This window comes from Pseudoalteromonas sp. SCQQ13, assembly GCF_015864415.1.
In the GTDB taxonomy this organism is placed as follows: Bacteria; Pseudomonadota; Gammaproteobacteria; order Enterobacterales; family Alteromonadaceae; genus Pseudoalteromonas; species Pseudoalteromonas nigrifaciens.
In genome coordinates, this window is the sequence record NZ_JADYXG010000017.1 from 15143 (window position 1) to 37940 (window position 22798).

Annotated in this window: 24 protein-coding genes and 2 tRNA genes; 9 read left to right on the forward strand and 17 right to left on the reverse strand. The window is 39.1% G+C overall.

What is annotated here, in order from left to right; genetic code table 11:
• Positions 1-63 precede the first annotated feature (63 nt).
• On the reverse strand, positions 64-519 hold the full coding sequence (locus tag I6F41_RS13560; RefSeq protein ID WP_011326781.1) for an Lrp/AsnC family transcriptional regulator: 456 nt from the start codon (positions 517-519) through the stop codon (positions 64-66).
• A 137-nt stretch (positions 520-656) separates the two neighbouring features.
• Here I6F41_RS13560 and I6F41_RS13565 point away from each other — a divergent pair, with 137 nt between their 5' ends.
• Together I6F41_RS13565 and I6F41_RS13570 are read left to right on the forward strand one after the other, a co-directional pair.
• Positions 657-1826, forward strand: coding sequence for a PrnB family protein (locus I6F41_RS13565; protein WP_011326782.1), 1170 nt, complete (start codon positions 657-659; stop codon positions 1824-1826).
• Position 1827: 1 nt separating this feature from the next.
• Positions 1828-2952 (forward strand): aminotransferase class V-fold PLP-dependent enzyme, encoded by a 1125-nt coding sequence (locus I6F41_RS13570; RefSeq protein WP_182684256.1) that lies wholly within the window; start codon positions 1828-1830, stop codon positions 2950-2952.
• Here I6F41_RS13570 and I6F41_RS13575 read toward each other — a convergent pair.
• The 5 genes from I6F41_RS13575 to I6F41_RS13595 all read right to left on the reverse strand — a co-directional run bounded on the left by I6F41_RS13575 (position 2936) and on the right by I6F41_RS13595 (position 5815).
• The gene (locus tag I6F41_RS13575; RefSeq protein ID WP_182684257.1) at positions 2936-3424 is read right to left on the reverse strand and encodes an RNA-binding protein; all 489 of its coding nucleotides are present in this window, start codon (positions 3422-3424) and stop codon (positions 2936-2938) included. The two genes, I6F41_RS13570 and I6F41_RS13575, sit on opposite strands and share 17 nt — an antisense overlap.
• A gap of 306 nt (positions 3425-3730) precedes the next feature.
• Positions 3731-3823, reverse strand: a tRNA-Ser gene (locus tag I6F41_RS13580).
• A gap of 57 nt (positions 3824-3880) precedes the next feature.
• Positions 3881-3971, reverse strand: a tRNA-Ser gene (locus I6F41_RS13585).
• Between the two features lie 219 nt (positions 3972-4190).
• On the reverse strand, positions 4191-4331 hold the full coding sequence (locus I6F41_RS13590) for a hypothetical protein (protein ID WP_167376929.1): 141 nt from the start codon (positions 4329-4331) through the stop codon (positions 4191-4193).
• 554 nt (positions 4332-4885) lie between these two features.
• A complete protein-coding gene (locus I6F41_RS13595) occupies positions 4886-5815 on the reverse strand; it encodes a DMT family transporter (RefSeq protein ID WP_011326785.1) in 930 nt (309 codons plus the stop codon).
• A 101-nt stretch (positions 5816-5916) separates the two neighbouring features.
• Between I6F41_RS13595 and I6F41_RS13600 the strand changes: the two genes are divergently transcribed.
• Entirely contained in the window at positions 5917-7362 is a 1446-nt protein-coding gene (locus I6F41_RS13600) for an aminotransferase-like domain-containing protein (RefSeq protein WP_011326786.1), read from the forward strand.
• A 121-nt stretch (positions 7363-7483) separates the two neighbouring features.
• Here I6F41_RS13600 and I6F41_RS13605 read toward each other — a convergent pair whose 3' ends face one another.
• Positions 7484-8278 carry a YggN family protein gene (locus tag I6F41_RS13605; RefSeq protein WP_089367535.1) on the reverse strand — a complete coding sequence of 265 codons (795 nt, stop codon included), beginning with the start codon at positions 8276-8278 and terminating at the stop codon, positions 7484-7486.
• A gap of 388 nt (positions 8279-8666) precedes the next feature.
• Here I6F41_RS13605 and I6F41_RS13610 point away from each other — a divergent pair, with 388 nt between their 5' ends.
• Complete coding sequence (locus I6F41_RS13610) at positions 8667-8852, forward strand: PA3496 family putative envelope integrity protein (protein WP_007579801.1); 186 nt, start codon at positions 8667-8669, stop codon at positions 8850-8852.
• A gap of 126 nt (positions 8853-8978) precedes the next feature.
• Here the strand turns inward: I6F41_RS13610 and I6F41_RS13615 are convergent, their stop codons facing one another.
• The 3 genes from I6F41_RS13615 to I6F41_RS13625 form a co-directional block, all read right to left on the reverse strand.
• Positions 8979-9470, reverse strand: coding sequence for a glutathione peroxidase (locus tag I6F41_RS13615; RefSeq protein WP_011326789.1), 492 nt, complete (start codon positions 9468-9470; stop codon positions 8979-8981).
• 91 nt (positions 9471-9561) lie between these two features.
• Complete coding sequence (locus I6F41_RS13620) at positions 9562-9861, reverse strand: AzlD domain-containing protein (RefSeq protein WP_182684258.1); 300 nt, start codon at positions 9859-9861, stop codon at positions 9562-9564.
• On the reverse strand, positions 9858-10562 hold the full coding sequence (locus I6F41_RS13625) for an AzlC family ABC transporter permease (RefSeq protein ID WP_089367537.1): 705 nt from the start codon (positions 10560-10562) through the stop codon (positions 9858-9860). Before I6F41_RS13625 ends, I6F41_RS13620 begins: the two co-directional genes overlap by 4 nt.
• Positions 10563-10692: 130 nt before the next feature.
• Here I6F41_RS13625 and I6F41_RS13630 point away from each other — a divergent pair, with 130 nt between their 5' ends.
• Positions 10693-11352 (forward strand): cytochrome b/b6 domain-containing protein, encoded by a 660-nt coding sequence (locus I6F41_RS13630; RefSeq protein WP_086997074.1) that lies wholly within the window; start codon positions 10693-10695, stop codon positions 11350-11352.
• A gap of 64 nt (positions 11353-11416) precedes the next feature.
• Here I6F41_RS13630 and I6F41_RS13635 read toward each other — a convergent pair whose 3' ends face one another.
• A complete protein-coding gene (locus I6F41_RS13635; protein ID WP_011326793.1) occupies positions 11417-11869 on the reverse strand; it encodes a c-type cytochrome in 453 nt (150 codons plus the stop codon).
• A 94-nt stretch (positions 11870-11963) separates the two neighbouring features.
• Positions 11964-12434, reverse strand: coding sequence for a DUF2721 domain-containing protein (locus I6F41_RS13640; RefSeq protein WP_011326794.1), 471 nt, complete (start codon positions 12432-12434; stop codon positions 11964-11966).
• Positions 12435-12658: 224 nt separating this feature from the next.
• Here I6F41_RS13640 and I6F41_RS13645 point away from each other — a divergent pair, with 224 nt between their 5' ends.
• The 4 genes from I6F41_RS13645 to I6F41_RS13660 all read left to right on the forward strand — a co-directional run bounded on the left by I6F41_RS13645 (position 12659) and on the right by I6F41_RS13660 (position 19424).
• Positions 12659-16123 (forward strand): S8 family serine peptidase, encoded by a 3465-nt coding sequence (locus I6F41_RS13645; RefSeq protein ID WP_182684259.1) that lies wholly within the window; start codon positions 12659-12661, stop codon positions 16121-16123.
• 78 nt (positions 16124-16201) lie between these two features.
• Positions 16202-18376: a S9 family peptidase gene (locus tag I6F41_RS13650; protein ID WP_182684260.1), complete on the forward strand. Its 2175-nt coding sequence runs from the start codon at positions 16202-16204 to the stop codon at positions 18374-18376.
• Positions 18377-18540: 164 nt separating this feature from the next.
• The gene (locus I6F41_RS13655; protein WP_182684261.1) at positions 18541-18906 is read left to right on the forward strand and encodes a DUF4870 domain-containing protein; all 366 of its coding nucleotides are present in this window, start codon (positions 18541-18543) and stop codon (positions 18904-18906) included.
• 83 nt (positions 18907-18989) lie between these two features.
• A complete protein-coding gene (locus tag I6F41_RS13660; RefSeq protein ID WP_089367541.1) occupies positions 18990-19424 on the forward strand; it encodes a YqaA family protein in 435 nt (144 codons plus the stop codon).
• 38 nt (positions 19425-19462) lie between these two features.
• On the opposite strand, the gene folX is transcribed toward I6F41_RS13660, so the two are convergent.
• From folX to I6F41_RS13685, 5 genes are all read right to left on the reverse strand, one after another.
• Positions 19463-19819 (reverse strand): dihydroneopterin triphosphate 2'-epimerase, encoded by a 357-nt coding sequence (gene folX, locus I6F41_RS13665; RefSeq protein WP_011326799.1) that lies wholly within the window; start codon positions 19817-19819, stop codon positions 19463-19465.
• Positions 19820-19822: 3 nt separating this feature from the next.
• A complete protein-coding gene (gene folE / locus I6F41_RS13670; RefSeq protein WP_058372272.1) occupies positions 19823-20377 on the reverse strand; it encodes a GTP cyclohydrolase I FolE in 555 nt (184 codons plus the stop codon).
• Positions 20378-20403: 26 nt separating this feature from the next.
• Complete coding sequence (gene folM, locus I6F41_RS13675) at positions 20404-21123, reverse strand: dihydromonapterin reductase (protein ID WP_011326801.1); 720 nt, start codon at positions 21121-21123, stop codon at positions 20404-20406.
• 123 nt (positions 21124-21246) lie between these two features.
• On the reverse strand, positions 21247-22083 hold the full coding sequence (gene nadE, locus I6F41_RS13680) for an ammonia-dependent NAD(+) synthetase (protein WP_011326802.1): 837 nt from the start codon (positions 22081-22083) through the stop codon (positions 21247-21249).
• Positions 22084-22156: 73 nt separating this feature from the next.
• Positions 22157-22786, reverse strand: coding sequence for a YceH family protein (locus I6F41_RS13685; RefSeq protein ID WP_089367542.1), 630 nt, complete (start codon positions 22784-22786; stop codon positions 22157-22159).
• Positions 22787-22798 lie beyond the last annotated feature (12 nt).

Below are 22798 nucleotides of genomic sequence, written 5' to 3' on the forward strand. Positions count from 1 at the left end.
TACAAGTAATATTCCCAATTTAAAATATCAGTATAGCTAACAGTAAGTTATTTGCGGTATTTTTTATAATGGTAATTGTTTTTTGCTAAAAGACTGCTTTAACACCACGGTTGATTCTATATTAGCGATACAGCTTAAGCTCCCTAGTTGATGCTTAACAAACTGCTCATAGCTTTCTAAATCATGCGCAATTATTTTTAGTAAATAGTCGTAACTTCCCGATATTACCGAACACTCTAGCACATGAGTGAGCTTTTCTACGTGTTGCTCAAATTGCCGGGCAGCACTGGCCGAATTTTGATTTAAACGTACAAATGCATACACCAAAACGTTTAGTTTAAGTGCCTTTGGGTTAATAGCAGCGTGGTAGCCGGTAATAATACTAGCTTGTTCTAGCTTTTTAATTCGTCTAAGGCAGGGCGTATCTGAGAGGCTAATATGACTGGCAAGATCTGCAACAGACATTCTGGCGTTGGCTTGTAAGGCAATGAGCAATTGCTGATCTTTTTTATCGAGCATATATAGATTCTTATTAATTATTTTTATATTTGTAGTGATTATTGCTAATGATGTTGATAATTACTAATTTTTTTAGCGTTTTACCCTCATTAAACTCTGTTAGCATTTAGTGATAACTATAATAACAGGAAACAATAATGAGCACCCATACAGCCATTTTTGATCGATGGATAAGAAGCGCCTTCCCACAGATAAACAGCGAGCTTGAGCAACTTTACTGGCAACAAGATGATAAAGCCAATGTAGAGGGGTTGGGAGAGCCTTTAAAACAGCAATTAAAAGATGAAGGTAACGCATTAATAAGTAATTTATTAGCGGAGGGAAATACCGATGAAGGTTTTGATAGTGCGTTTGATTTGCTCGGTAATGTAGGGCTTTTTATGGCGGCGTGTCGTCGTCATGAAATTACCGAGCCAAGCCGTGAGACCACATCGCCATTGGTAGAAGCGTCGGCACTAGCAATGCATATAGGTGCCTCTATTGGAGTAACGCCACGCTTTGCGACTGCCCATTTAACCACGCACAATAAAGCGCTAAATGGCACGTATAAACGTTTTACTAATTTACCCGACGAAAAACTATTTATTGATTACAACACCCAAGGTATTTTGGCATATAAACGCGCCAGCGATGCATTATTAAAAATATTACCATTAGGTATTTCGCACCCCACCTGTGCCGAGCTATTAAAAGTAGCAAAACAAGCGTTAATAGATGTAATTGAATCGAATAATGCACTTTATACCCAGTTAGACACAGAGCGCTTTTTTAATTGTGTGCGCCCTTATTATAAACCGCATCGAGTAGGCAATGAGATATACAGAGGTGCTAATGCGGGAGATTTTGCCGGCATAAACGTTATCGATATGCTACTTGGGCTGTGTAGTGCCAACGAGCCAAGTTATTCACAAATGCTGGTGGATAAGTTTTTATATATGATGCCAGAAGATCAGCAAATATTGCGCGAAGCAATGCGCATGCAAAGCTTTATGGATGACTTTTTACAGGCGCAGCAATATAAAGACAATGACTGGTTTAAATACCACGCAAAGCTATTTATTCAGGTGTGTAAATTACATGGTGACACTGCAATCGGTCATCATAATCAATTGGTTGAAAAATTTATTGCGCAACCGTCAAAGCAAATGCAACAGCAACATATGAGTAAAGTAACAGCCAGTGGCCCACCATTACATGTTTTGCTCGATTCGTTAGAAAAACTCCGTGATAAACGTGCCAGCGCTAAACGCGACGATATAAAAACACGTTACGACGATATAAACTTGCTAAAACAGTGGATTAAATAAGATGAATCAACACGATTTTTGTATGGCCGAAGGCTGTTATTTATTAAGCCACTCAGTAGGGCGTCCACTGAAAAATAGTCAGCAGCATTTAGCGGCTCATTATTTTTCGCCGTGGGAATCGTCAAATAAAGAACCCTGGCAGCAATGGTTACCTGCAGTCGAGCAATTTAATACCGCATTAGGGCAGTTATTTAATGCGCCTAGCGAGCAATTTTGTCCACAAGTTAACTTATCCAGCGGCTTAACCAAATTGTTAATGTCGCATCCGCGATTACAGCAAAAAAATTGCAAAGTATTAATGACGCAAAGCGACTTTCCAAGTATGGGCTTTGCGATGCAAAAAGCTTTGCCAAAATGCGCGCAAATAACATTTATTCCTGAACATGAAAACTTAACCGATATTACCGTTTGGCAGCGTTATTTAACGGATAACATAGATTTAGTTTTTATCAGTCACGTATATTCAAATACAGGGGTACAAGCCCCTGTACACGATATTGTTGCTTTGAGTAAAAAAACGAATAGCTTATCAATCATTGACGTTGCGCAATCTGCAGGGGTGATACCGCTTGATTTAACCGCCTTAAATGCTGACTTTATGATTGGCTCTAGCGTTAAATGGCTATGTGGCGGCCCTGGTGCTGCTTACTTATGGGTTAACCCACAGCAAATAGCTGTTTGTGAGCCTAAAGATGTTGGCTGGTTTTCTCATCAAAATCCCTTTGAGTTTGATATAAATCATTTTATTTATAACAAGGGAGCGCTTAAATTTTGGGGCGGTACTCCCTCAGTTGTACCTTATATTATTGCAGCCAATAGTATTGCCTATTTTGCCGCATTGGGAATTGATAAAGTTAGGTCGCATAATTTAGCAATGCTTGCGCTTATTCAGCAACAGTTGGGTAAATATGTTGTGTCGCCCACGCTGCAGCATCAATGCAGTGGTACTGCTATTTTAAACTTTAACATGCAGCAACAACATGTATTGAATGAGCTTAATAGTGCAGGGATTAGTGTGGATGCCAGAAAGCTTGGTATACGAGTTTCACCGCATATATATAACAGCGCCGACGCAATACATAAGTTTATAGCGGTTATAAAAAAAGCGATTAAGGTTGTTGATTAAGTTGTTCTTTTTGCTGATTTAACGCCTCTATTTGTTGCTGTGCTTGCCCAATTAAAGCATCGTATGACTGTTTAAGAGCTGATGTTTTAGTTGCAATCGCATTGGCAATAGAGGAGGCCCCTAAACGATTGGCTTTATCTTGCGTCATGTAATCAATTTGCTGTTTTTTTTCTGTGTATTGCTGCTGATATTGTTTAATAGCCAGTTGGTAGCGTTTTATATCACGATTAATTTGCTGCGTTTTTAAGTAATCATCAACAGAAGTATCTGTAATTTTACTGCTAGCAGTTGTATTGCTATAGGCTGTGGTTACATTAACATTTTTTAGCGTAATGGCTTGTGCATCTAGAGCACAGGGCAGCTGGCTAAATGTAGGAACACCTTTAATAACGCATTTATAAACAGTAATGTTTTCTGCCAAGCTAAAGGTTGGCGCGGTTAAGCAAATTGATAGCAATATAACCCGGATCATAGTTAAACCTAAATTGGCTTAAAGTTAAGTTAATCATGCCCTAAGTTATAGTTTGGTACAATTTGTTTAGTTTTATAAATTTTAGGCATAAAAAACCACAACTAAGTGGTTTAAATTAAGTATGGTGGAGAGGGAGGGATAGACTTGCTTACATCCATGTAATCAATCGCTGCGCGACGCTTGCAGCGGCCCAAAATGTTCCCGACATTTTGTTGAACCCTGTCGAGGGATCTCACCCTCCCAATTTAGTCTTGGTGTTAAATTATAGGCACAAAAAAACCACAACTAAGTGGTTTAAATTAAGTATGGTGGAGAGGGAGGGATTCGAACCCTCGATAGAGCTACAAACTCTATACTCCCTTAGCAGGGGAGCTCCTTCGGCCACTCGGACACCTCTCCAACGCATAACCGTTTTTTTATTGATGGAAGTAAAAATTAAAGCCACCAATATAAATGTGGTGGAGAGATAGGGATTTGAACCCTAGATAGGCTACAAACCTATGCCGGTTTTCAAGACCGGTGCATTCGACCACTCTGCCATCTCTCCGTGACGCAGAATAATACTTAGGTCATACGCATGTGTAAATAGCAAAAAGACTGTTTGCTTAAAATTTAGGCTAAAATGAGGTTTTTTTTGTAAATAAGGGGAAATAAAGACAATTTTAGTAAAATTAAATAGGTTGCAGCAAGCAGTGGGAGCTAAATAAGAAGCTTTATTTAGTGGTTGGGTGCTTGCTGCACCGTATAAATAGTCATGGTTGTGTGACTATTTATATTGAGCTGTGCTACCAAGAGCGAGTCTTTTACCGAAGCGATTAAGCTTTGCTAACATTTTAGCTTTACGATTTGTTGGTTTAACGGCAATGTGAGTAGCAGCTGTTTCATTTAATGTGTTAATTGGGTTCATTACTTAACTCCGAGTTGTGGTTGGTGAAAACGGGGGCATTCTGCCTCTTAATTGTTTAAAAATAAAGCGATAAAAATTGAGCCCGAAGCATTAGTTATTTTAATCCGAAAGGATTTTATTAACCTGCCGTTCACTTGGTGGGTTTGGGTGTTTTTGCATTTTTATTCACGCCGTTAGTTTTTAAATCCCTTTTGTTATGGGGTCTCTGTGTTTGTTTTTATTTTTAATGCGATAAAAGCATTCTTTTTTGGTTATTTATTCAGATTAAATTATTTTAATTAAATGATTTTTTATGCTGTTTAATTAGTGTTTATAAAATTAACTTTATGAGCGTTAAAAAAATTCCAGTAAAGTTCTAAAAAAAGTTGGTGTAATGCACTTTATATTTGCATTGCATGGGTGAATTACTTAGCTTTTTAGCAAAATGGTGTTTTTAATAAAGTTAGTATTACTAGGAGTTATAACGAACACTTGGCAGCTGTTTTTATATTAACCAATAAAAAAGCGCCTACTTTACAGTAGGCGCTTTTGCGTTAGTTGCGTTAATAACGCGTCTAACTGGGGACAGAGCCTCTTCTAGCAACCGCTCTGTTTGCTAAAAAGGCATTAATTCGTTTTGTTGGGGTAAGCACTATGGCGTTACCAAGTAGTACTAAGCTAAACCCTGCAAAGGTATTTGCATGCCATTCAAAGCCTTCATAAAAGCTGCTTAGTGTTACCGCAACTAAAGGAAACAGTACGATGACATAGCTGGCTTTTTCGGGGCCAATATTTTTTAACAGTGCAAAGTAACAAGCAAAGGCGATTACAGTGCCAAAAATAGATAAGTACAATAACGACAGCCAATAGCTAGTAGGTGCAGTGAAATTAAATTGCACGTCGCTTATAAATACATATAAGGCTAAGCCAATGGCACTGTATAACATGCCCCAAGCATTACCTTGTAACACACCAATTTGTTTGCGTGAATTACGTACACTTACCATGTTTCCTAATGAAGCCACAAAGGTGCCTCCAAGAGCAAGTAGTAACCCGACGAATGCACTGTTACTCAAGTTGAGTTGCTGTAATTGTGGCCAAAACAAGCAGGTGATACCTAAAATGGCAAGTACAGCACCGGTATAAATTCGTTTTGAAATAGGTTTGCCAAAAAATAATCGGGTATTAACTATATTCATTACTAATAGCATTGAAAAAGCAATCGAGGTCATTGCAGAGCTAAGGTGATTTTGTGCCCAGTAAAGCATTAAGTAATTTAGGCCAAAGTTAAACAGGGCCAATAATACGAAAAAACCATGATCGACTAAATTAAATCGCATTTTAGGTTTTTTGTATGCCACATATAACCACATTAATAATGCCGCGATTGCAAAACGATAAAATAGCGATAGTTCAACAGCAATATCGCCTAGCTGAAACTCTATGGCCAACCAGGTTGAGCCCCAAATTAAAACAGTTGTTATATATAGCGCTGCACTTTTCAATACTGCTCTCCAAAGTCGATTAAGCTGCTATTTTAAAGCTTATCTGTATACTTACCATATACAGAAAATGGAATATGTAACCTATACAGATTGAGGGTGTAATGATTTTAAAAGCGGTTAGCCATCAAGGTCATGAGTTTTTGTACCAGCAAGTTATTCAACTGATCAGGGATATGAGTGCTCAACAGGCTTTATTGCCCTCAGAAAAACTGCCGTCTTTACGTAAAATGGCTAGCAACCTTAATATAAGTATTCCTACGGTAAAGCAGGCCTATCAAGCGCTAGAGGATCAAGGGGTTATAGAGGCACGCGAAAAGTCAGGCTACTTTTTAAAAGCCGTTAACATGGCAAGCAGCTTACCAAAACGAGTTAAGCTGAGCCGCGAGCCCGTGATTGTTAACAAGCAGGCGCTGATTGAGCAGGTATACACAGCCATTCATCAGGCCCATGTGGTGCCTTTTGGAGTGGCTAACCCGGTTGCTGCAGCACCAACCGATAAAGCCTTAGCCAGAAATATGCGCCGAGTAATGACGCTTGCTGGTAGTAGCGCTATTAATTACGGGCCACTGGATGGTTATGCACCGTTAAAAAAGCAACTTATTCACCGCTATTTAAACTTTGGCATTGGCATTAATATGGATGAAATGGTGATCACTAATGGTGCGCAAGAAGCACTGGCAATTGCACTCAAATGCGTAACTAAGCCCGGTGATGTAGTGGCCATAGAGAGCCCTTGCTATCACGGAATTATAGAGTTAATAGAAAGTTTAGGCCTTAAAGCACTTGAAATACCTTTATGCCCAGATAATGGTATTTGGCTAAACGATTTAGCGCAGGCGCTTAATGAGCACGATATTAAAGCGTGCTTATTTTCTACGGCTATTAGTAATCCGGTTGGTAGTTTTATGCCAGATAAAAATCGAGAACAGCTGGTGGAACTAGTTGAAAGCCATAACGTAGTGCTCATTGAAGATGACGTATATGGCGACCTATACTTTACACCCAAACGAGGTACACCTGCTATAGCGTATTCCAAAAAAGGCTTGGTGCTAAGTTGTTCGTCTTTTTCTAAAACGGCTGCCCCTAGTTATCGTGTTGGTTGGCTTATTGCGGGGAAATTTGCAGGGCAAGCTAGGCGTTATAAAAGAGCATTGAGTTGTTCTACCTCACTAATTAATCAATGGACGTTATCAGAATTTGTTTTTAGCGGTGAATACGATCGTAATTTAAAAGTACTTAGGCAGCGTTTACGTACGAATAAAGAGCATATGCGACGTTGCTTACAGCAAGCCATGCCAAAAGGTACACGGATCAGCGATCCACAAGGTGGCTGTGTTATTTGGTTAGACTTAGGCTGCGAGTATGATAGCCAAAAGCTATTTTCATTAGCGCTTGAGGTAGGTATAAGCATTACTCCAGGGTTGATATTTTCAGCTTCAAATAAATACAAAAGCTGTATAAGGCTAAGCTATGGTGTGCAGTGGAGTGAGCAAATAGAGCAAGCAATTGTCACACTAGGTAAACTTACCTTACTAGCAAAAAAGTAGCCTAATTTAAAGGGGAACAACAGCTTGTAACAAGTTTTTCGGCACAATAAAAAACAGCCGTTAAGTTAAGCGTAACGGCTGCAGAGGGATGTTAAATAATTACCTAAGTGAAGTTTGTAAACTAGTTTTGTTTAAAGCTAAATAATTGGTAACCTTTAAGTTCAGGTACTTGTACTACTAGCTGTTCTTCTTGTTTAGCTATATTGGCAAAATTTTCGCATAAGGCATTGGCACGTTTTTCGAGCGCATCGGCATGCTGCTCTACTTTTTCTTCTATTTGCGTACCCATATTTTCCATACGTTGTTCAAAGGCTTGCATGTCGCCTCCTGAGCCAAGTAATTCAGAACCTAAAGCAACTAAAATACTCCCCATAGATTGCATTACAGCAGACTCAACAGCGGTCTCTATTTGTTGTTCAAACTGCTGCTCAAAGTTTTCACCAAATTGGTTAAAGCTTTGCTGGCCCATAACAAAGGTGTCTTGTTGATAAAAAGTATTTTGTACTTCAAGTTTAATGTCGTCCATTAACGATGAGATATTATCGAGGCCATCAATATTAAAAGCATTAGCAACTTCTTGCAGTGCAACACCTGCAATTTTAACGCCTTCTAAGGCTATATTTGCTACTTCGGGTAATTGCGTGCGTAAACTATCTGAATATTGAGTTAGCGCCTTTTGCTGGGAATGATTAAGCGCTACCGATTCACCATTAATGGTTAAATTGCCATTGGTATTAAATTGCATAGTTTGCTTATTGGCGGTAAAAATCTCTAGTTCGTCAGGCTTAATACGTACATCATTTTTAAATTCTACATTACATTGCTCATTATTAAATGACACTGTTGAATCGTTATCATTATGTGCCACAACGGCAGGTGCACATATTAAAGTGCTCATTAATAGTAATTTTTTCATATTTATTCTCAGTTTTTTATTGATGATAAATAAGTAATAACAAGTTTAGTGCCAATGTTTTTTTATTATATTAAACAATAGGTTGGTTTTATTTTTAGTATTGTCTATAGCAAAGGTTTATTATAAAAAAACTATTTTTTAGTCAAATTGGCTAAAGCTAGAGCAGTAATTAATTTTATTTATCGATACGATAAAAAACTCTCACTTTCCATAAAGCGAATTTAGCGCTATTTATTCACAGTATTGACATGGAGGCTATTTAAGATAGCTACATGGCTTTATTTTGGCGCTAAACTGCATTGCACTTTATGTGTCGAACATTTTAATTTTACCGATTATTGCGATTATAAAATCCTTGGTTGGTCTCAAACACTTTATGGAGTGGGTTGTGGGTAAGACATTTAGTTACGATGCGCTAGATGACGATTTTGTTGAAGACGAGTACGAAATGCTCGGGCGTAATCAGCACGATAAGAACAAGCAAAAGGTTAAGAAAAAGTTGGAAGACTACCTTGAGCAAAAGCGCTTGCGTAAAAACCTAGGCGAAGACGATTTAAGCGATTACACCGATTAAATTGCGCTAGTATAACTAAAGTACCAATGTGAATTAGACTCTAAATGTACGCATTTATGTATGTTTAAATTTTGATTAGATTGGCAATAAAGAGGCCGTGTGCCTCTTTATTACTTTTAAGCGGCGTTACTTATTACTTTGTTGCAGTGCTTTTTGAATGGTGAGCTCTAGCTTTTCTGGCTTGGTAAAGGGTGCATAGCGTTTAATTGGTGAGCCGTCTGCTGCGATTAAAAACTTAGTAAAGTTCCACTTTATTTTGCGAGTTAAAAAGCCAGGTTGTGTCGATTTCAAATAACGAAATACCGGATGAGCATGCTCTCCGTTTACCTCTACTTTAGCGGCCATTAAAAAATTAACCCCGTAGTTTATTAAACATCCTTGCTCTATCTGCTGTGCATCTCCGGGTTCTTGCTGATTAAACTGATTACACGGAAATCCTAAAATTACTAAGCCTTGGCTAGCATATTTATTATGCAAAGCCTGTAGTGACTCGTACTGGTAGGTAAAACCACACTTGCTTGCCGTGTTTACAATAAGCACGACTTTACCAGCAAACTCGCTAAAATTAATGGTGTTACCTTGCAAACTGGTGGCGCTTAACTGATGAAACTTGTGCATTATTTATGCTTTACCTTATCTTTGTTGATGCTCAATTTACTCTTTTAAGTACATTGCTTAATATGGTTGTTGTATATATTAAGACTATTTTTTAATTTAAAATTAAAAATAATCCCATACTCGCAATCGTAGTGTAGTAAATATTATGGGTTTTATAAGCCACAATAATAGCTACTATAGCCGCACTTAAATAAGGGTTTTGCCAATTTAAATTAATGCCATCATCGTTTAAAAATACAATAGGTACCCAAATAGCCGTAAGTACCGCTGGTGCACTAAAGCTTAAAAATTGTTGCATTTTAGGCCCAACTTTAAAGGGTAAAGCGCGGTGCAAAAATAAGTAACGGGTAAAAAAGGTAATACAGGCCATTAGTAAAATAGTGGTCATCATAAGTTGCGCTCCTTTTTGGCAGTTATTCTTGCTGTAAAGTATCCTGCGCTCATGGCCAGTAATGCAGAGCTCACCAGCCATAACTCAAATCCGGTACTTTTAAACAGTGTAGCGCTAATGCCTGCGACTATAACTGTAACGAGTGAGGCGAGGCTTTTAACACCCGGAATAACTAAAGCTATAAATGTAGCGGCTATAGCAAAGTCGAGGCCCAAATGGGTTAAATCGGGGAGCATAGTACCAGCAACAATGCCTATAAATGTCCATAAATTCCATGCAATATAAAAGCTAAAACCGGCGCTAAGTGCGTAAATTAAACGTATTTTTGTACGATAGGCTTTAGGGTGGTGCGAAAATGCAAACAACTCATCGGTCAATACAAAGCTTACAGGTAGACGCCAGCTCAAAGGTTGATCAATTACTTTATGACGTACCGCTAAGCCATATAAAAAATGCCGAGAGCTAATTATAAAGGTAGTAAACAAAATGGTGAGTAGTGGCGTATTTCCCGCAATTAACTCAATAGCGACAAGCTGCGCAGACCCCGCAAACACTAATAAAGACATCGCTTGAGTTTCAAGGGCAGTAAAACCATTTTGAATAGCCAGTGAGCCACAGAGTATTCCCCAAGGGATCACCGCCAAACAAAGCGGTAACATGTCAACAAAACCTTTTAAAATTGCACGCGATGGTCTGTTCATTTGCAGAAATATTAGCCAGTAAAATTAATTGCTTAAGTGTGCCATAAAGCATGCTTTAAATAATAGGTTTAATGCAAATCTAAACAAAGTTTGAAATAATGAAACAATAACTTAATTAGCGAGATAACTAATGTTTAAAGTAAAAGTATGGGATGGCTTTGTCAGAAGCTTTCACTGGTTATTAGTGTTTAGTATTGCTGTGCTCTATTTTAGTATTGAAGAAGGTATGATTGAACTGCACTTTATTGCTGGCTTTTTTACCTTAGCACTTATTTTAACGCGATTAATATGGGGGATTATAGGCAGTAAAACAGCTAAGTTAAGCGCGTTAATACACTCCCCGCAAGCGGTAATAACCTCACTTAAAACTAATAAAACTCCGCTTGGGCATTCTGCGCCAGGTAGTTATATGGTGTTGTTGTTTTTTATACTTATTATTACTCAGCTTGTTAGTGGCTTAATGAGTAGTGATGGTATTTTAACTGATGGGCCTTTAGCGCAGTACGTGTCGAGCAGTACAGTTGATTTTGCTAATTGGTTACATAGTTTAAACTTTGATATTTTACTTTATGCGATAGGTTTGCATGTTTTAGCAATTGTAATTTATAAGATTAAAGGCAAGCCTTTAGTGAAAGCGATGATCACCGGAACGAAACAACAGCCAAATGAAAAGCCAGCAATACTTACAAAAGCACCTTGGTTAGCTTGGGTCGTATTTTTAATATTGCTTGTAGTGCTTATGACAACTTGGGGCAGTGAGCCACTTAGTTATTTACTTAACTTGGGTTAAAAATAAAAAGGCGCCTATTTAAATCCGATTATGAATTAAATAGGCGCCTTTATTATTTAAAAACTTAGTCTTTAAATTGCGTGTGGCAATCTTTACAGCCTTTGGCCCATGCGCCAAACGCTTTACCAATAACAGCTTTATCGCCAGACTGTGCAGCTACAGCAAGTTCATCTGCGTATTGCTGAAATGCAGTTGCTTTTTTCATAAAAGTGTCGTTTTCAGCCCAAACAGCGGCAAGTGCAGCAGTATCACCCTTATCAGTACCTTCGTAAAACGCTTCCCATGGCATTTTTGCCAGTGCAGCTGCGTTATTTGCACGTGCTTTAAATTTATCTGCATCAAAAGGAATTTTGCCTTTAAGCATAGCGCCCATGTCACTAATTTGTACTGAGAGCATAGAAAATGCAGCTTGACGATATTCAATAGCGTCGCTTGGCTCTTTAAATGCAGAATTTGCTGATACGCTAAGTGCGCATGTTGATAATAATGCCCCGATAAATACTTGCTTCAATTTCATTAAACTTATCCCTAGTAAAAGTTTCTAATTCTATCTTTGTATCTTAGCTGCCACTTTTATTCAAGTGAAAGCGATAGTTTGGTTTGCTTGAGGCTTAATCGTTAATATCGACGTCGGCGAATATCATGCCACGGCGCATACTGCGAGTGGCTAAAAACACTTCGCAAAGTAGCGACATAAAAGCAAATATAAGCAAAGCCATAGCAGCTACAAAACAGCTACCTATCGTTACGCCTAAGTTAACTGATTGAATATGCGATAAAAATAATAACATAACAACCGCACAAACCAACAATGCACTTAACACACTCAAGCTAAATGCAAGGTGTATACAACGAGAGCGCTTTAGCAGCGCTCTTAGCTCGGTGGTTAACGACAGATTAAAGTCATCATCAGTGCTTACTTTTAGTCTACGTTCAAGCAAACGAGCTCTATCTGTTATACGCGCTAAACGGTTTGATAAAACCCCTAAAGTGGCAGCAATACCTGTAATTAAAAAGACGGGAGCAACCGCGGTTTGAATCACTTTGGCCATGCTTAAAATATTAATTACTTCGTTATCCATTTACATCTCAAAATAAGTGTTGGTTGTTTACAATCATTCACAAACTTAATTTCTTTCTTTTCCCTTTGGAATCAGTTTGTTGCTAGTGTTTTCTCTGTTTTTATGTGTTGCTTGTAACTTAAATGTAACTAAGGTGTTGCTCACGTATGGGTTTAAGTTTTATATTTAAGCCCATGGTTGAATATAGTAAATACAATAATACATAACCTATCCTAGGGGAAATGATGTCTAAAAATATAATAAAGAAAACAGCAATTGCCACTGCTGTCTCAAGCGCATTTATTGCAACACTTGCAAGTGCAAGTAACTTACCTACGGCTAATATTACTTATCAAAAAGCTGAAGCAGTAAAAGAACAAGTTGCAGATAAAAAAGAACCATCGGCACATATGATTGTATTACGCGCTACAACATCAGTAGACGCCTATGTTGCAGGTACTTACCAGCAATCAAATAATCGTGAAATTACAGCTAATATAGAGCAACTTCAAGACACTATGACTCTTGAGTTAAATAGCTTAGATTTTGATGCGAAAATAATTGGTAAAACCAAAATATTAGCACCTACGTTAATCGTTCAAGCTTCGGCTGAAGCACTTGCTAAAATTGCTAAAGATTCACGAGTAGCAAAAGTATTACCTATGTTCGATAGCGAACTGCATGTTGCAGCAAGCTCTGACTATATTAACGCAAAACCACTTATTGTAGACGGTATTGCAAGCGGTAAAGGTCAACGTGTTGCGGTATTAGATACGGGTATTGATTACACTCACCAAGCATTTGGTGGAGCAGGTACAGTTGAAGCATATTTAGCAGCGCAAGCAGATCCTACTACAGTGGCTTGGCCTCAAGGTGTTGTTAAAGGTGGTTACGACTTTATTAATGAAGACGCTGATCCGATAGAGAACGATCCTGCTAACTCTCCAGTAACAGGAGATCCAACAAACCACGGTACTTCATCTTCAAACTCAGTAAATGGTATTGCGCCAGACGTTGAACTTTATGTTTACTCTGTATGTGGTGGCGGTTGTCCAAGTGCCGCACAGGCTGCAGCACTAGAAGCCGCAATGGATCCTAATGGCGATGGTGATATTTCTGACCGTGTAGATGTAATGAATATGTCGCTTGGTGGCGAGTTTGGCGACACATATACTGGCGGCGGTACACAATACTTAATTCAGCGTGCTGTTGAATTAGGCGTTAATATGGTCATTTCTGCGGGTAACGATGGTGATAACCCATTCCGTATAGGCGGCCCAAGTACCACACCTAATGCCTTATCTGTAGGTGCAATGACGCACCCTACAACTGAAATAGGTGTTGCTACAGGTACTATTGCTGGCGTTGAAGGTAATATTCAGCCATCAGGTTTTGGTCCTCAAGAAGCTTACACAATAACAGGTGCAGACATTGAGTTAGTTTATCCAGACGCTAATCAAGATGGCTGTGTTGCCTTTGCCGCCGATGTTGATTTTACCGGTAAAGCTGTATTAATAGACCGTGGTGCTTGTGCATTTACCGACAAAGTATTAAACGCACAAATAAATGGTGCAGAGTTTGTGATGATTGCAAACAATACTGATGATGGTACACCAGCTCCTATGGGTGGTTTTGATGCTGCTGTAACAATTAAAAACGTAGGCATTAATTTTGCTGCAGGTGCGGCTTTAAAAGCACAGTTAGCAGCAGGTGGTCCGGCAACATTTGATATTAGCATTGACATTAAAACTACATCTGGCGCTGTAGCTACGTTCTCATCTCGTGGTCCTTCAATGGATGGTTTATTAAAACCAGAAATTACCGCACCAGGTACTAGTATTGATGTTGCAGCAGCAGGTACTCAAACTGGTACTAACCCAGTTTCAGGTACATCTTTTTCAGGTCCAATTACTGCTGGTGCTGTTGCGATGATTCGTGAAGCACATCCAGATCGTAATGCCTTTGAAATTAAAGCAACAATAATGAATGCGGCTAATTTAAATGTAACAAACGAGCCGTTAGCAATTAATCCTGCTTCAGAATTAGCACCTATTAGTATGATTGGCGCAGGTTTAGTTGATGTAGCTAAAGCGGTTAATTTACCGGTTGCTGCATGGGTAAATAACGCTAAGTTTAATACCAAGCAAGCAGCGCTTTCATTTGGCTTAGAAAGCATGACAGAAACTGCATCGTTAACTAAAACGGTAACAGTTAAGAACTTCTCAGCTGACGCTAAAACTTATAACTTACGTACAGAAGCGCGTTACCAGAGCGATATAGATACTGCGGCTATTAGTTGGGATTTCCCTGCATCAATTACTGTTCCTGCAGGCCAAGCTATTAATTTTGACGTAGTATTAACCGTTGATCCAGCTAAGTTACCAGAGTGGAATCTAAATAACCCATTTAGCGCAGAGGAAGTTGCAGCAAGAAGTGCAGCATTAACCTCAGTAGAGTTTGATGGTGCTTTGGTGTTTGATGATGCCAGCACAGATACTGACCATGATTTACACCTTGTTTATCATGCAATGCCTAAAGCTGCTACTGAGCTAAGCGTTTCATCGCAAATCGTCGATAGTGAAATGGCTCTTGTTGTTACAAATAGTGGTCAAACTGAAATTATGCCACAAGCAGAAAGCATTGTTGCAGTGGGTGTTGAGAAAACATTTGCAGAAGCTGAATTTAATATTCTAGCAACTACTTTCTCGGCGTTTAATGCAGAGTTTTGTGACTCAGGCATATTTGTTACCTCATCGATTCAACTACGTGACCCACTAACGCATACCTTCCAAGCGGGTTACAGATTAGAAATTGATACCGATAATGACGGTGTAGCAGATCAGTTTATGACAAACTTAAACGACCGTGGCCGCGATACAGCGTTCCCTGGGCGTAGCCGTACGCTAATTGGTGAGACAGATGGCGCGGGTAATGATTCATGGGCGTGGGGTACTCCGCTTTATCACTCTGCGGGAGAGGACACCATTACCTTCTCTGGTTGTTCTGAACTACTTAATATAGATGGGACACTACTAGGCGAGCAGATGAACTTTAAAGCATCTGTGGGTTATGCTGCATATCAAAGTGGTGTATTTACAGAAACTGATAGTGTTACAGGTTCAACTGTATTTGGTATGCAACCTCAAGTAGCATTTACCTCGCTTGAAACAGGTGAAGCAGTTACAACACTTAAACCAGGTGAAAAAGCAGTTGTTACAGCAAGTGGTCCATTTGCGCTAACACAGGCTTCAGGCTTAGATGTTGTTAAAGTGATGGCAGCTGCTGATTTAGAGGTTCCAGATGTTTCAGCGCCAGCGCTTGTTGGTGGTGAATTTACTGTTTCTGAAGATGCAGCAAACGGTACCGTTGTAGGTGCTTTAACAGTAACAGAGTCTGAGTTTGATTTAGCTATTTCAGAGTACTTTGTTCAGTCAAATACTCACCAAGGTTTGGGTGTTGATGCCGATGGTCAAGTTGTTGTTACTAACACAGCTTTACTGACAGGTGATTCTTCAGCCCAGATACAAGTAGTGGCAATTGATACGCGTGGTAATGTATCAGAGCCTGCAATGGTTACGGTTAGTATTACTAAAGTAGTACCACCACCGGTTGTTGTAACACCAGAGCCAGAGAAAAAATCTTCGGGTTCATTAGCTTGGTTATTACTTACTGCGCCGCTTGCATTTATGCGTCGTCGTAAGCAAAAGTAAGCTTATAACTTAATTGTTACTTAGAGGGAGCTTCGGCTCCCTTTTTATTTAGCTTCACTAAAGTAAAGGCTTTATCTTATGAAACATATCCCTTGTGTTCTAGCTATATCATCTTTAGCTATTTTAAGTGGCTGCAATCAGGCGCCCGAAGCAGTCCAAACAAACGTTATAAGTACTACAGCAGAGCAGTTACCTCAAGTTGTTGCACCTATAGCTAAAAAAGTACCGCACGCCATGACTATTCATGGCGATACCCGCATTGATAATTACTATTGGCTGCGTGACGATGAACGCAAAGCAGCCGATGTTATTAGTTACCTTGAGGCTGAAAATAGCTATACAAATACCATGCTTGCTCATACTCAAGCGCAGCAAGCTAAACTTTTTGCCGAGCTTAAAGGGCGTATTCAAAAAGATGACGATTCAGTACCGATAAAAAAAGGTGATTATTATTACTCGTCGCAAACTCGTGGCAATAACGAGTACACTACTTATGTGCGTAGCAGTGACTTTTCAGGAGCTAACCAACAGGTTATTTTAGATGTAAATGAACTTGCTAAGGCTCATGACTATTATGCTATAAGTGGTTTAGATGTGAGTCCAAACGGTAACTTAATGGCTTACGGTGAAGATACTCTCAGTAGACGTATTTATACCGTTAAAATTAAAGATTTAAGCACCGGGAGGCTACTCCAAGATACGCTTGAAGGCACAAGTGGTAACCTTGTTTGGGCAAACGATAACAAAACACTGTATTACATTAAAAAAGACTTACAGACTTTGTTAGGCTACCAGGTTTATCGCCATACTTTAGGTACGCCGCAGGCCAATGACGAACTAGTTTACGAAGAAACAGACTCAAGCTATTACACCGGGTTAAGTAAAAGCAAAGACGGTACTGAAATTTATATTTGGCACAGTAGTAGCACTGCATCAGGTATGTCGGTGCTTAGCGCAAATAACGTTAAAGCAATGCCTCAACGCTTAATTAAACGCCAAGCGAATCTTGAGTATAGTATTTCTAAATTAGGTGAGAGTTATTATATTGTCACTAATTTAAATGCGGTTAATTTTCAGCTAATGAAAGTCGCTATTAATAAAGCACATGATCAAGCAAACTGGCAAACGCTGATCCCAGCACGTGATGATATAAAGCTAGAAGGGATAGAGTTATTTAATGACTATTTGGTTTACCAACAGCGTGAAATGGGGCAATCGCGACAAATAATACGCAATTTAAGCACTAATCAAGAGCAGTTATTATCTTTTAACGACAGTGCCTACACTATTAGTGCTTATGGTAATAACGATATAAACAGCAATAAGTTACGTGTTTACTATACGAGCATGACCACGCCGGGTTCATCTTACGATATAAACCTAAAAACAACGGATAAAACGCTTTTAAAACAACAAGCTGTGCTAGGCAACTTTAATGTTGATAATTACGCATCTGAACGTATATTTATTAACGCCCGCGATGGTGTAAAAGTCCCCGTAAGCTTAGTTTACCGTAAAGATAAATTTAAAAAAGATGCGACGAACCCATTGCTACAATATGGTTATGGCTCGTATGGCGCCACTATGGATCCAACTTTTTCAAGTGCGCGTTTAAGTTTACTTGATCGTGGTTTTGTGTTTGCTATTGCCCATGTTCGAGGCTCGCAAATGTTAGGTCGTCCCTGGTATGACGATGGTAAATTACTTACTAAAAAGAATACGTTTAATGACTTTATAGATGTGACTAAAGCACTGGTAGAGCAAAAGTATGGCGCTAAAGACAAAATATTTGCCCAAGGCGGTAGCGCTGGTGGCTTATTAATGGGCGCAGTAGCAAACCAAGCTCCTGAACTTTACAAAGGTATGGTTGCCGCAGTACCTTTTGTGGATGTGGTTACAACCATGCTTGATGAAAGTATTCCACTAACAACTAACGAATATGGTGAGTGGGGAAACCCAAATGAAAAAGAATACTATGAGTACATGCTATCTTATTCGCCGTACGATCAAGTGTCTAAGCAAGCGTACCCTAATATGCTAGTAACTACGGGTCTGCACGACTCGCAAGTACAGTATTTTGAGCCAGCAAAGTGGGTTGCTAAGCTGCGTGACTATAAAACAGATGACAATAAGTTACTGTTTAAAATTGATATGGAAGCAGGGCATGGCGGTGCATCAGGGCGCTTTAAGCGCTTAGAAGATACCGCGCTAAACTATGCATTTATGCTCGATTTAATGGGTATTAAAGAGTAAGCAAAGTACAACCATTGAGTAATAAGCTAAAGGCATCATTTAAAAGTGATGCCTTAATTTATTACTAAGTTAGCTTTAGTTACTAAATAAGTTTATAAACTGAGTTATAGTTATGAGATACACACTTACACTCACGCGAAAATAGTAAATATAAGGATAGCGTTATGCATGATGAGCAACAGCTGGAACCCGTCAAAAAAGATGACCGCACATGGGCAATGCTTTGTCATTTAAGTGCCTTGTCTGGATTTATTGTGCCATTAGGCTCTGTAATTGGGCCGTTAATTGTGTGGTTAATAAAAAAAGATGACATGCCGATTGTTGATGTTCATGGCAAAAAAGCACTCAACTTTCAAATCACTATGATGATTGCTTACCTTGTGTGTTTTCTTTTAATGTTTGTTGTTATTGGTGTAATTTTACTGCCAATAGTCGCTATATTTTCGTTTGTAATGGTGATTATTGCCGCGGTTAAAGCCAATGATGGTAAAGAGTTTGACTACCCGTTGAGTTTAAATTTGATAAAATAGCAATGTCGGTTTGTTAATAGCGTATTTTAAACCCAGCTTTTGCTGGGTTTATTTTTTATTTACTTCCTATTGTTAAGGATACTATGCTTTATCTCACGCTATTTTTTAGCGCTTTTATATCGGCTACTTTATTGCCCAGCTCGTCAGAGGTGGTAATGGTAGCTATGATGACCCAAGGTAAAGTAAATTTATTGTTGTTATGGCTAGCTGCCACTTTGGGCAATGTATTAGGGAGCTGCGTTAATTACTGGTTGGGTACTCAAGTACTGCGCTTTAAAGATAAAAGCTGGTTTCCAGTGTCAGAGCAGGGGCTTGAAAAAGCACAAAAGCAGTTTAATAAATACGGTGTATATAGTTTATTATTTGCCTGGCTACCTATAGTTGGCGATCCGCTTACCGTAATAGGGGGAATATTTAAAGTGCGTTTTAGTACGTTTTTATTGTTGGTAACACTAGGTAAGGGGGCACGCTACTTAGCCGTTATCGCCCTTACCTTAGGTGTCGAAAAGCTTATTTAAGCTTTCTTATTTATTCTAAATCAATTGATCCACACGTATTATTTAGCCCAATCTAACGTCAAAGACACAGAATCGGCAAAGCGTAATGCATGCGGTTTATCTACGCGAGCCTTAGCATAATGAACACTTGGGTGTGAATGACAAACAGCAAGAATTTCAGCAACCAGTTTTTCGAGTAATAAAAAGTCGCCTTGTTCTACTAAAGTGATTACTTCTTTGGTAATTACTTTGTAGTTTAGTGCTTGATCTACTTCATCGGTTTTACAGGCGTCGTGTGCAGGGTAATGAATTTCTAAGTTAATCACTACATCCTGCTTTTTCTCGCGCTCTTCTTGGTTAAAGCCAATAAAAGTACGCAGTCGTAAATTGGTTACGTTAATAATTGCATTAGCCATAAGTTAGCCTTTTATTAGCTGCAAAAACTCATTACGTGTTTTTGGATCGGCTCTAAAGTTACCCAGCATTACAGAGGTACGCATACTTGAATTTTGCTTTTCTACGCCGCGCATCATCATACACATATGTTTAGCTTCAACAATTACGCCAACCCCGGTTGCACCCGTTACTTCTTCAACGGCTTTAGCAATTTGATGAGTTAGTTGCTCTTGAATTTGAAAACGACGGGCAAACATGTCAACAATACGGGCAAACTTAGACAGTCCCAATACTTTGCCATTGGGAATATAAGCGATATGACAACGGCCAGTAAAAGGTAATAAATGATGCTCACACATAGAATAAAGCTCTATGTCTTGTACTAATACCATGTCGTCTGCATCTGAGGTAAATACGGCGTTATTAGTAATTTCTTCTAATGTTTGACGATACCCTTGAGTTAGGTATTCCATTGCTTTAGCAGCACGTTTTGGCGTGTCGAGTAAGCCTTCTCTGTTAGGATCTTCCCCTACAGCGGTAATAATATTTTCATAGCTTTGTTTTAATTCGTTATGCATAAATTTCTCAGTTAATTTAGTTTGGTTTACTTTAAATGCCGACCACCATCTACAGGTATAGCGCGGCCTGTGATGTAGTGGCTATGTAATAGTAAATCAATACTATTGATTATTTCTTGGCATCCTGGTTCGATACCCATTAATGACTTTTTCAGCGTTTTAGCACGATATTGTTCATCATCATGCTCATTAAAAATAATTAACGATGGTGCAACCGAATTTACTTTAATATTAGGTGCGTACTTAGCACTGAACGACTTTGTTAAGTTATCAAGCGCTGCTTTACTTGCTGCATAAGCGACATGTTTTGGGCTACCTGTTTCTACTACGTAATCGGTAAGATGAATAATATCTGCGGGAGTATTCATCTCAGTTTGATAATTTAGTAATAACTCTGCACACAGTAAATTAATTAAATAAGGTGTTTTTGCATGAATTCGCATCATATTGTCAAACAGTTGCGCAAAGTTGGCGTTATTAGCTTCGCAGTCCCAACTGGAAGCATTATGCAAAATAGCGCGTAGTGAGTTGGTATGCTCTTTAAGTGCTTTAATAAAAGTGCTAATACCATCATCAGTACTAAAGTCTGCATAAATGCATACAGCGCCCTGCTGCTCCAGTAAATCAACTGCAGCGTGGCGAGTACGATAGGTAATAATTATCGGCTGCCCTTGTGCAATAAAATGTTTAGCTAAAGCAAGGCCAATGCGTTGCCCAGCACCTGTAATTAAAATCGGTGGTGTCATATATACTACAAAACTCTCTTTTGGCAGGGGATCAGCGTTAATACCAATTTAATTAAAATCTTACGTAATACTTTAAGCGGTCGATCAGTCAAATTACTAAGGTATCGTACGATAATTACTGTATTAAAGCTCATCGTATATAGTTGGCACTGGTTGACGCTTATGTTGCGTACGCTGATAAATAGCGCTAAGTGTTTGTTCAACCTGTTGCGTAACCGGTTTACCTTCTAAAAAGTCATCAATTTGCTCATAACTTAAACCTAACGCTTCTTCGTCGGTAAGTCCTGGGCGATCACTTTCTAAATCTGCGGTAGGTGCTTTATTAACTAATACAGACGAAGCACCTAATGTACTACCTAAAGCGCGCACTTGGCGTTTAGATAAGCCAAAAAGCGGTGCAAGGTCACAAGCGCCATCACCAAACTTGGTATAAAAGCCGGTAATATTCTCGGCACTGTGATCGGTGCCAACTACTAAACCTTGGCAAAATGCAGCAATTTCGTATTGTGCAATCATGCGTTGACGGGCTTTAACATTACCCTTAATAAAATCAATTTTTTCTTGCTCAGGGAGTGATTCACCGTTACCAACAATAGCCGCCATTGTTTGTTCGTGTAGCGCATCGGTTGCGGGCTTAATATTTACCGTCATGCGGCTGCTAGGTTGAATAAAATCAACCGCTAGTTGCGCTTCATTTTCGTCGGCTTGCACACCGTAAGGTAAGCGTACCGCAACAAATTTATAATCAGTAGTGCTTTGCTCTTGGTTAAGTTCATTAACAGCAAGTTGGCATAAACGACCGCACACTGAAGAGTCGACTCCACCACTAATACCTAATACCAAAGACGTTGCATGGGCTGCTATTAAGCGGGCTTTAATAAAGTTAACACGACGGCTAATTTCAGCATTTACATCAATAACTGGCTGCACTTTCATTGCAGCCATAATCTCGGCGCGCATGGCCAACTCCTTAGGGTTAAATAATTATTTCGCTCAGCAGAGCACTTGTATTATGTGATTTAGGGCTAACAAATTAAAGCCCTAAGTGAGCTTTAATTTTTTGTAACTCGGTTTTTAACTCGTCTACTTCGGCGAGTAACTCATTGAGTTCTTCACTTTTTAACTCATCAGTCGTTTGCTCTGCAGGGCGTGTTATTTCACTTATTGGCTGCTCGCCAAGCAAATGCATATAACGACAGTCACGTTTACCCGATTCGCGCGCGAGTTTGGTTATTATGTCATTTTCAATTAATTTATTAAGTGCAAGCTCAACGTCATCTACACTATTAAAATTTGCTAATCGTGCGCATCGCGTTTTTAATTCTCCGGGAGTTTGTGCACCCCGTAACAGTAACAAGCAAATAATTGCGCGCTGCTGCGCACTAAATTTTAAGCTACTAAACTCGGTGTTACAAAAACGGTGGTCGTATTTATTTACTCGCCCAGAAAGCCCTTCATCAATGGTAACCAGTCGAGCATTTATTAATTCATCGAGTGCAATTTGCACTTCGCTGTCGGTTAAGTTTAAAACCGGTGCACGATTTGATTTTTGATTACACGCATTAGTTAGCGCATTTAACGACAAAGGGTAGTGTTCGGGAGTTGTACTTTGCTTTTCTAGTAAACAGCCAATAATACGCTGTTGATTTGCTGATAATTGCATAACTCATCTCAA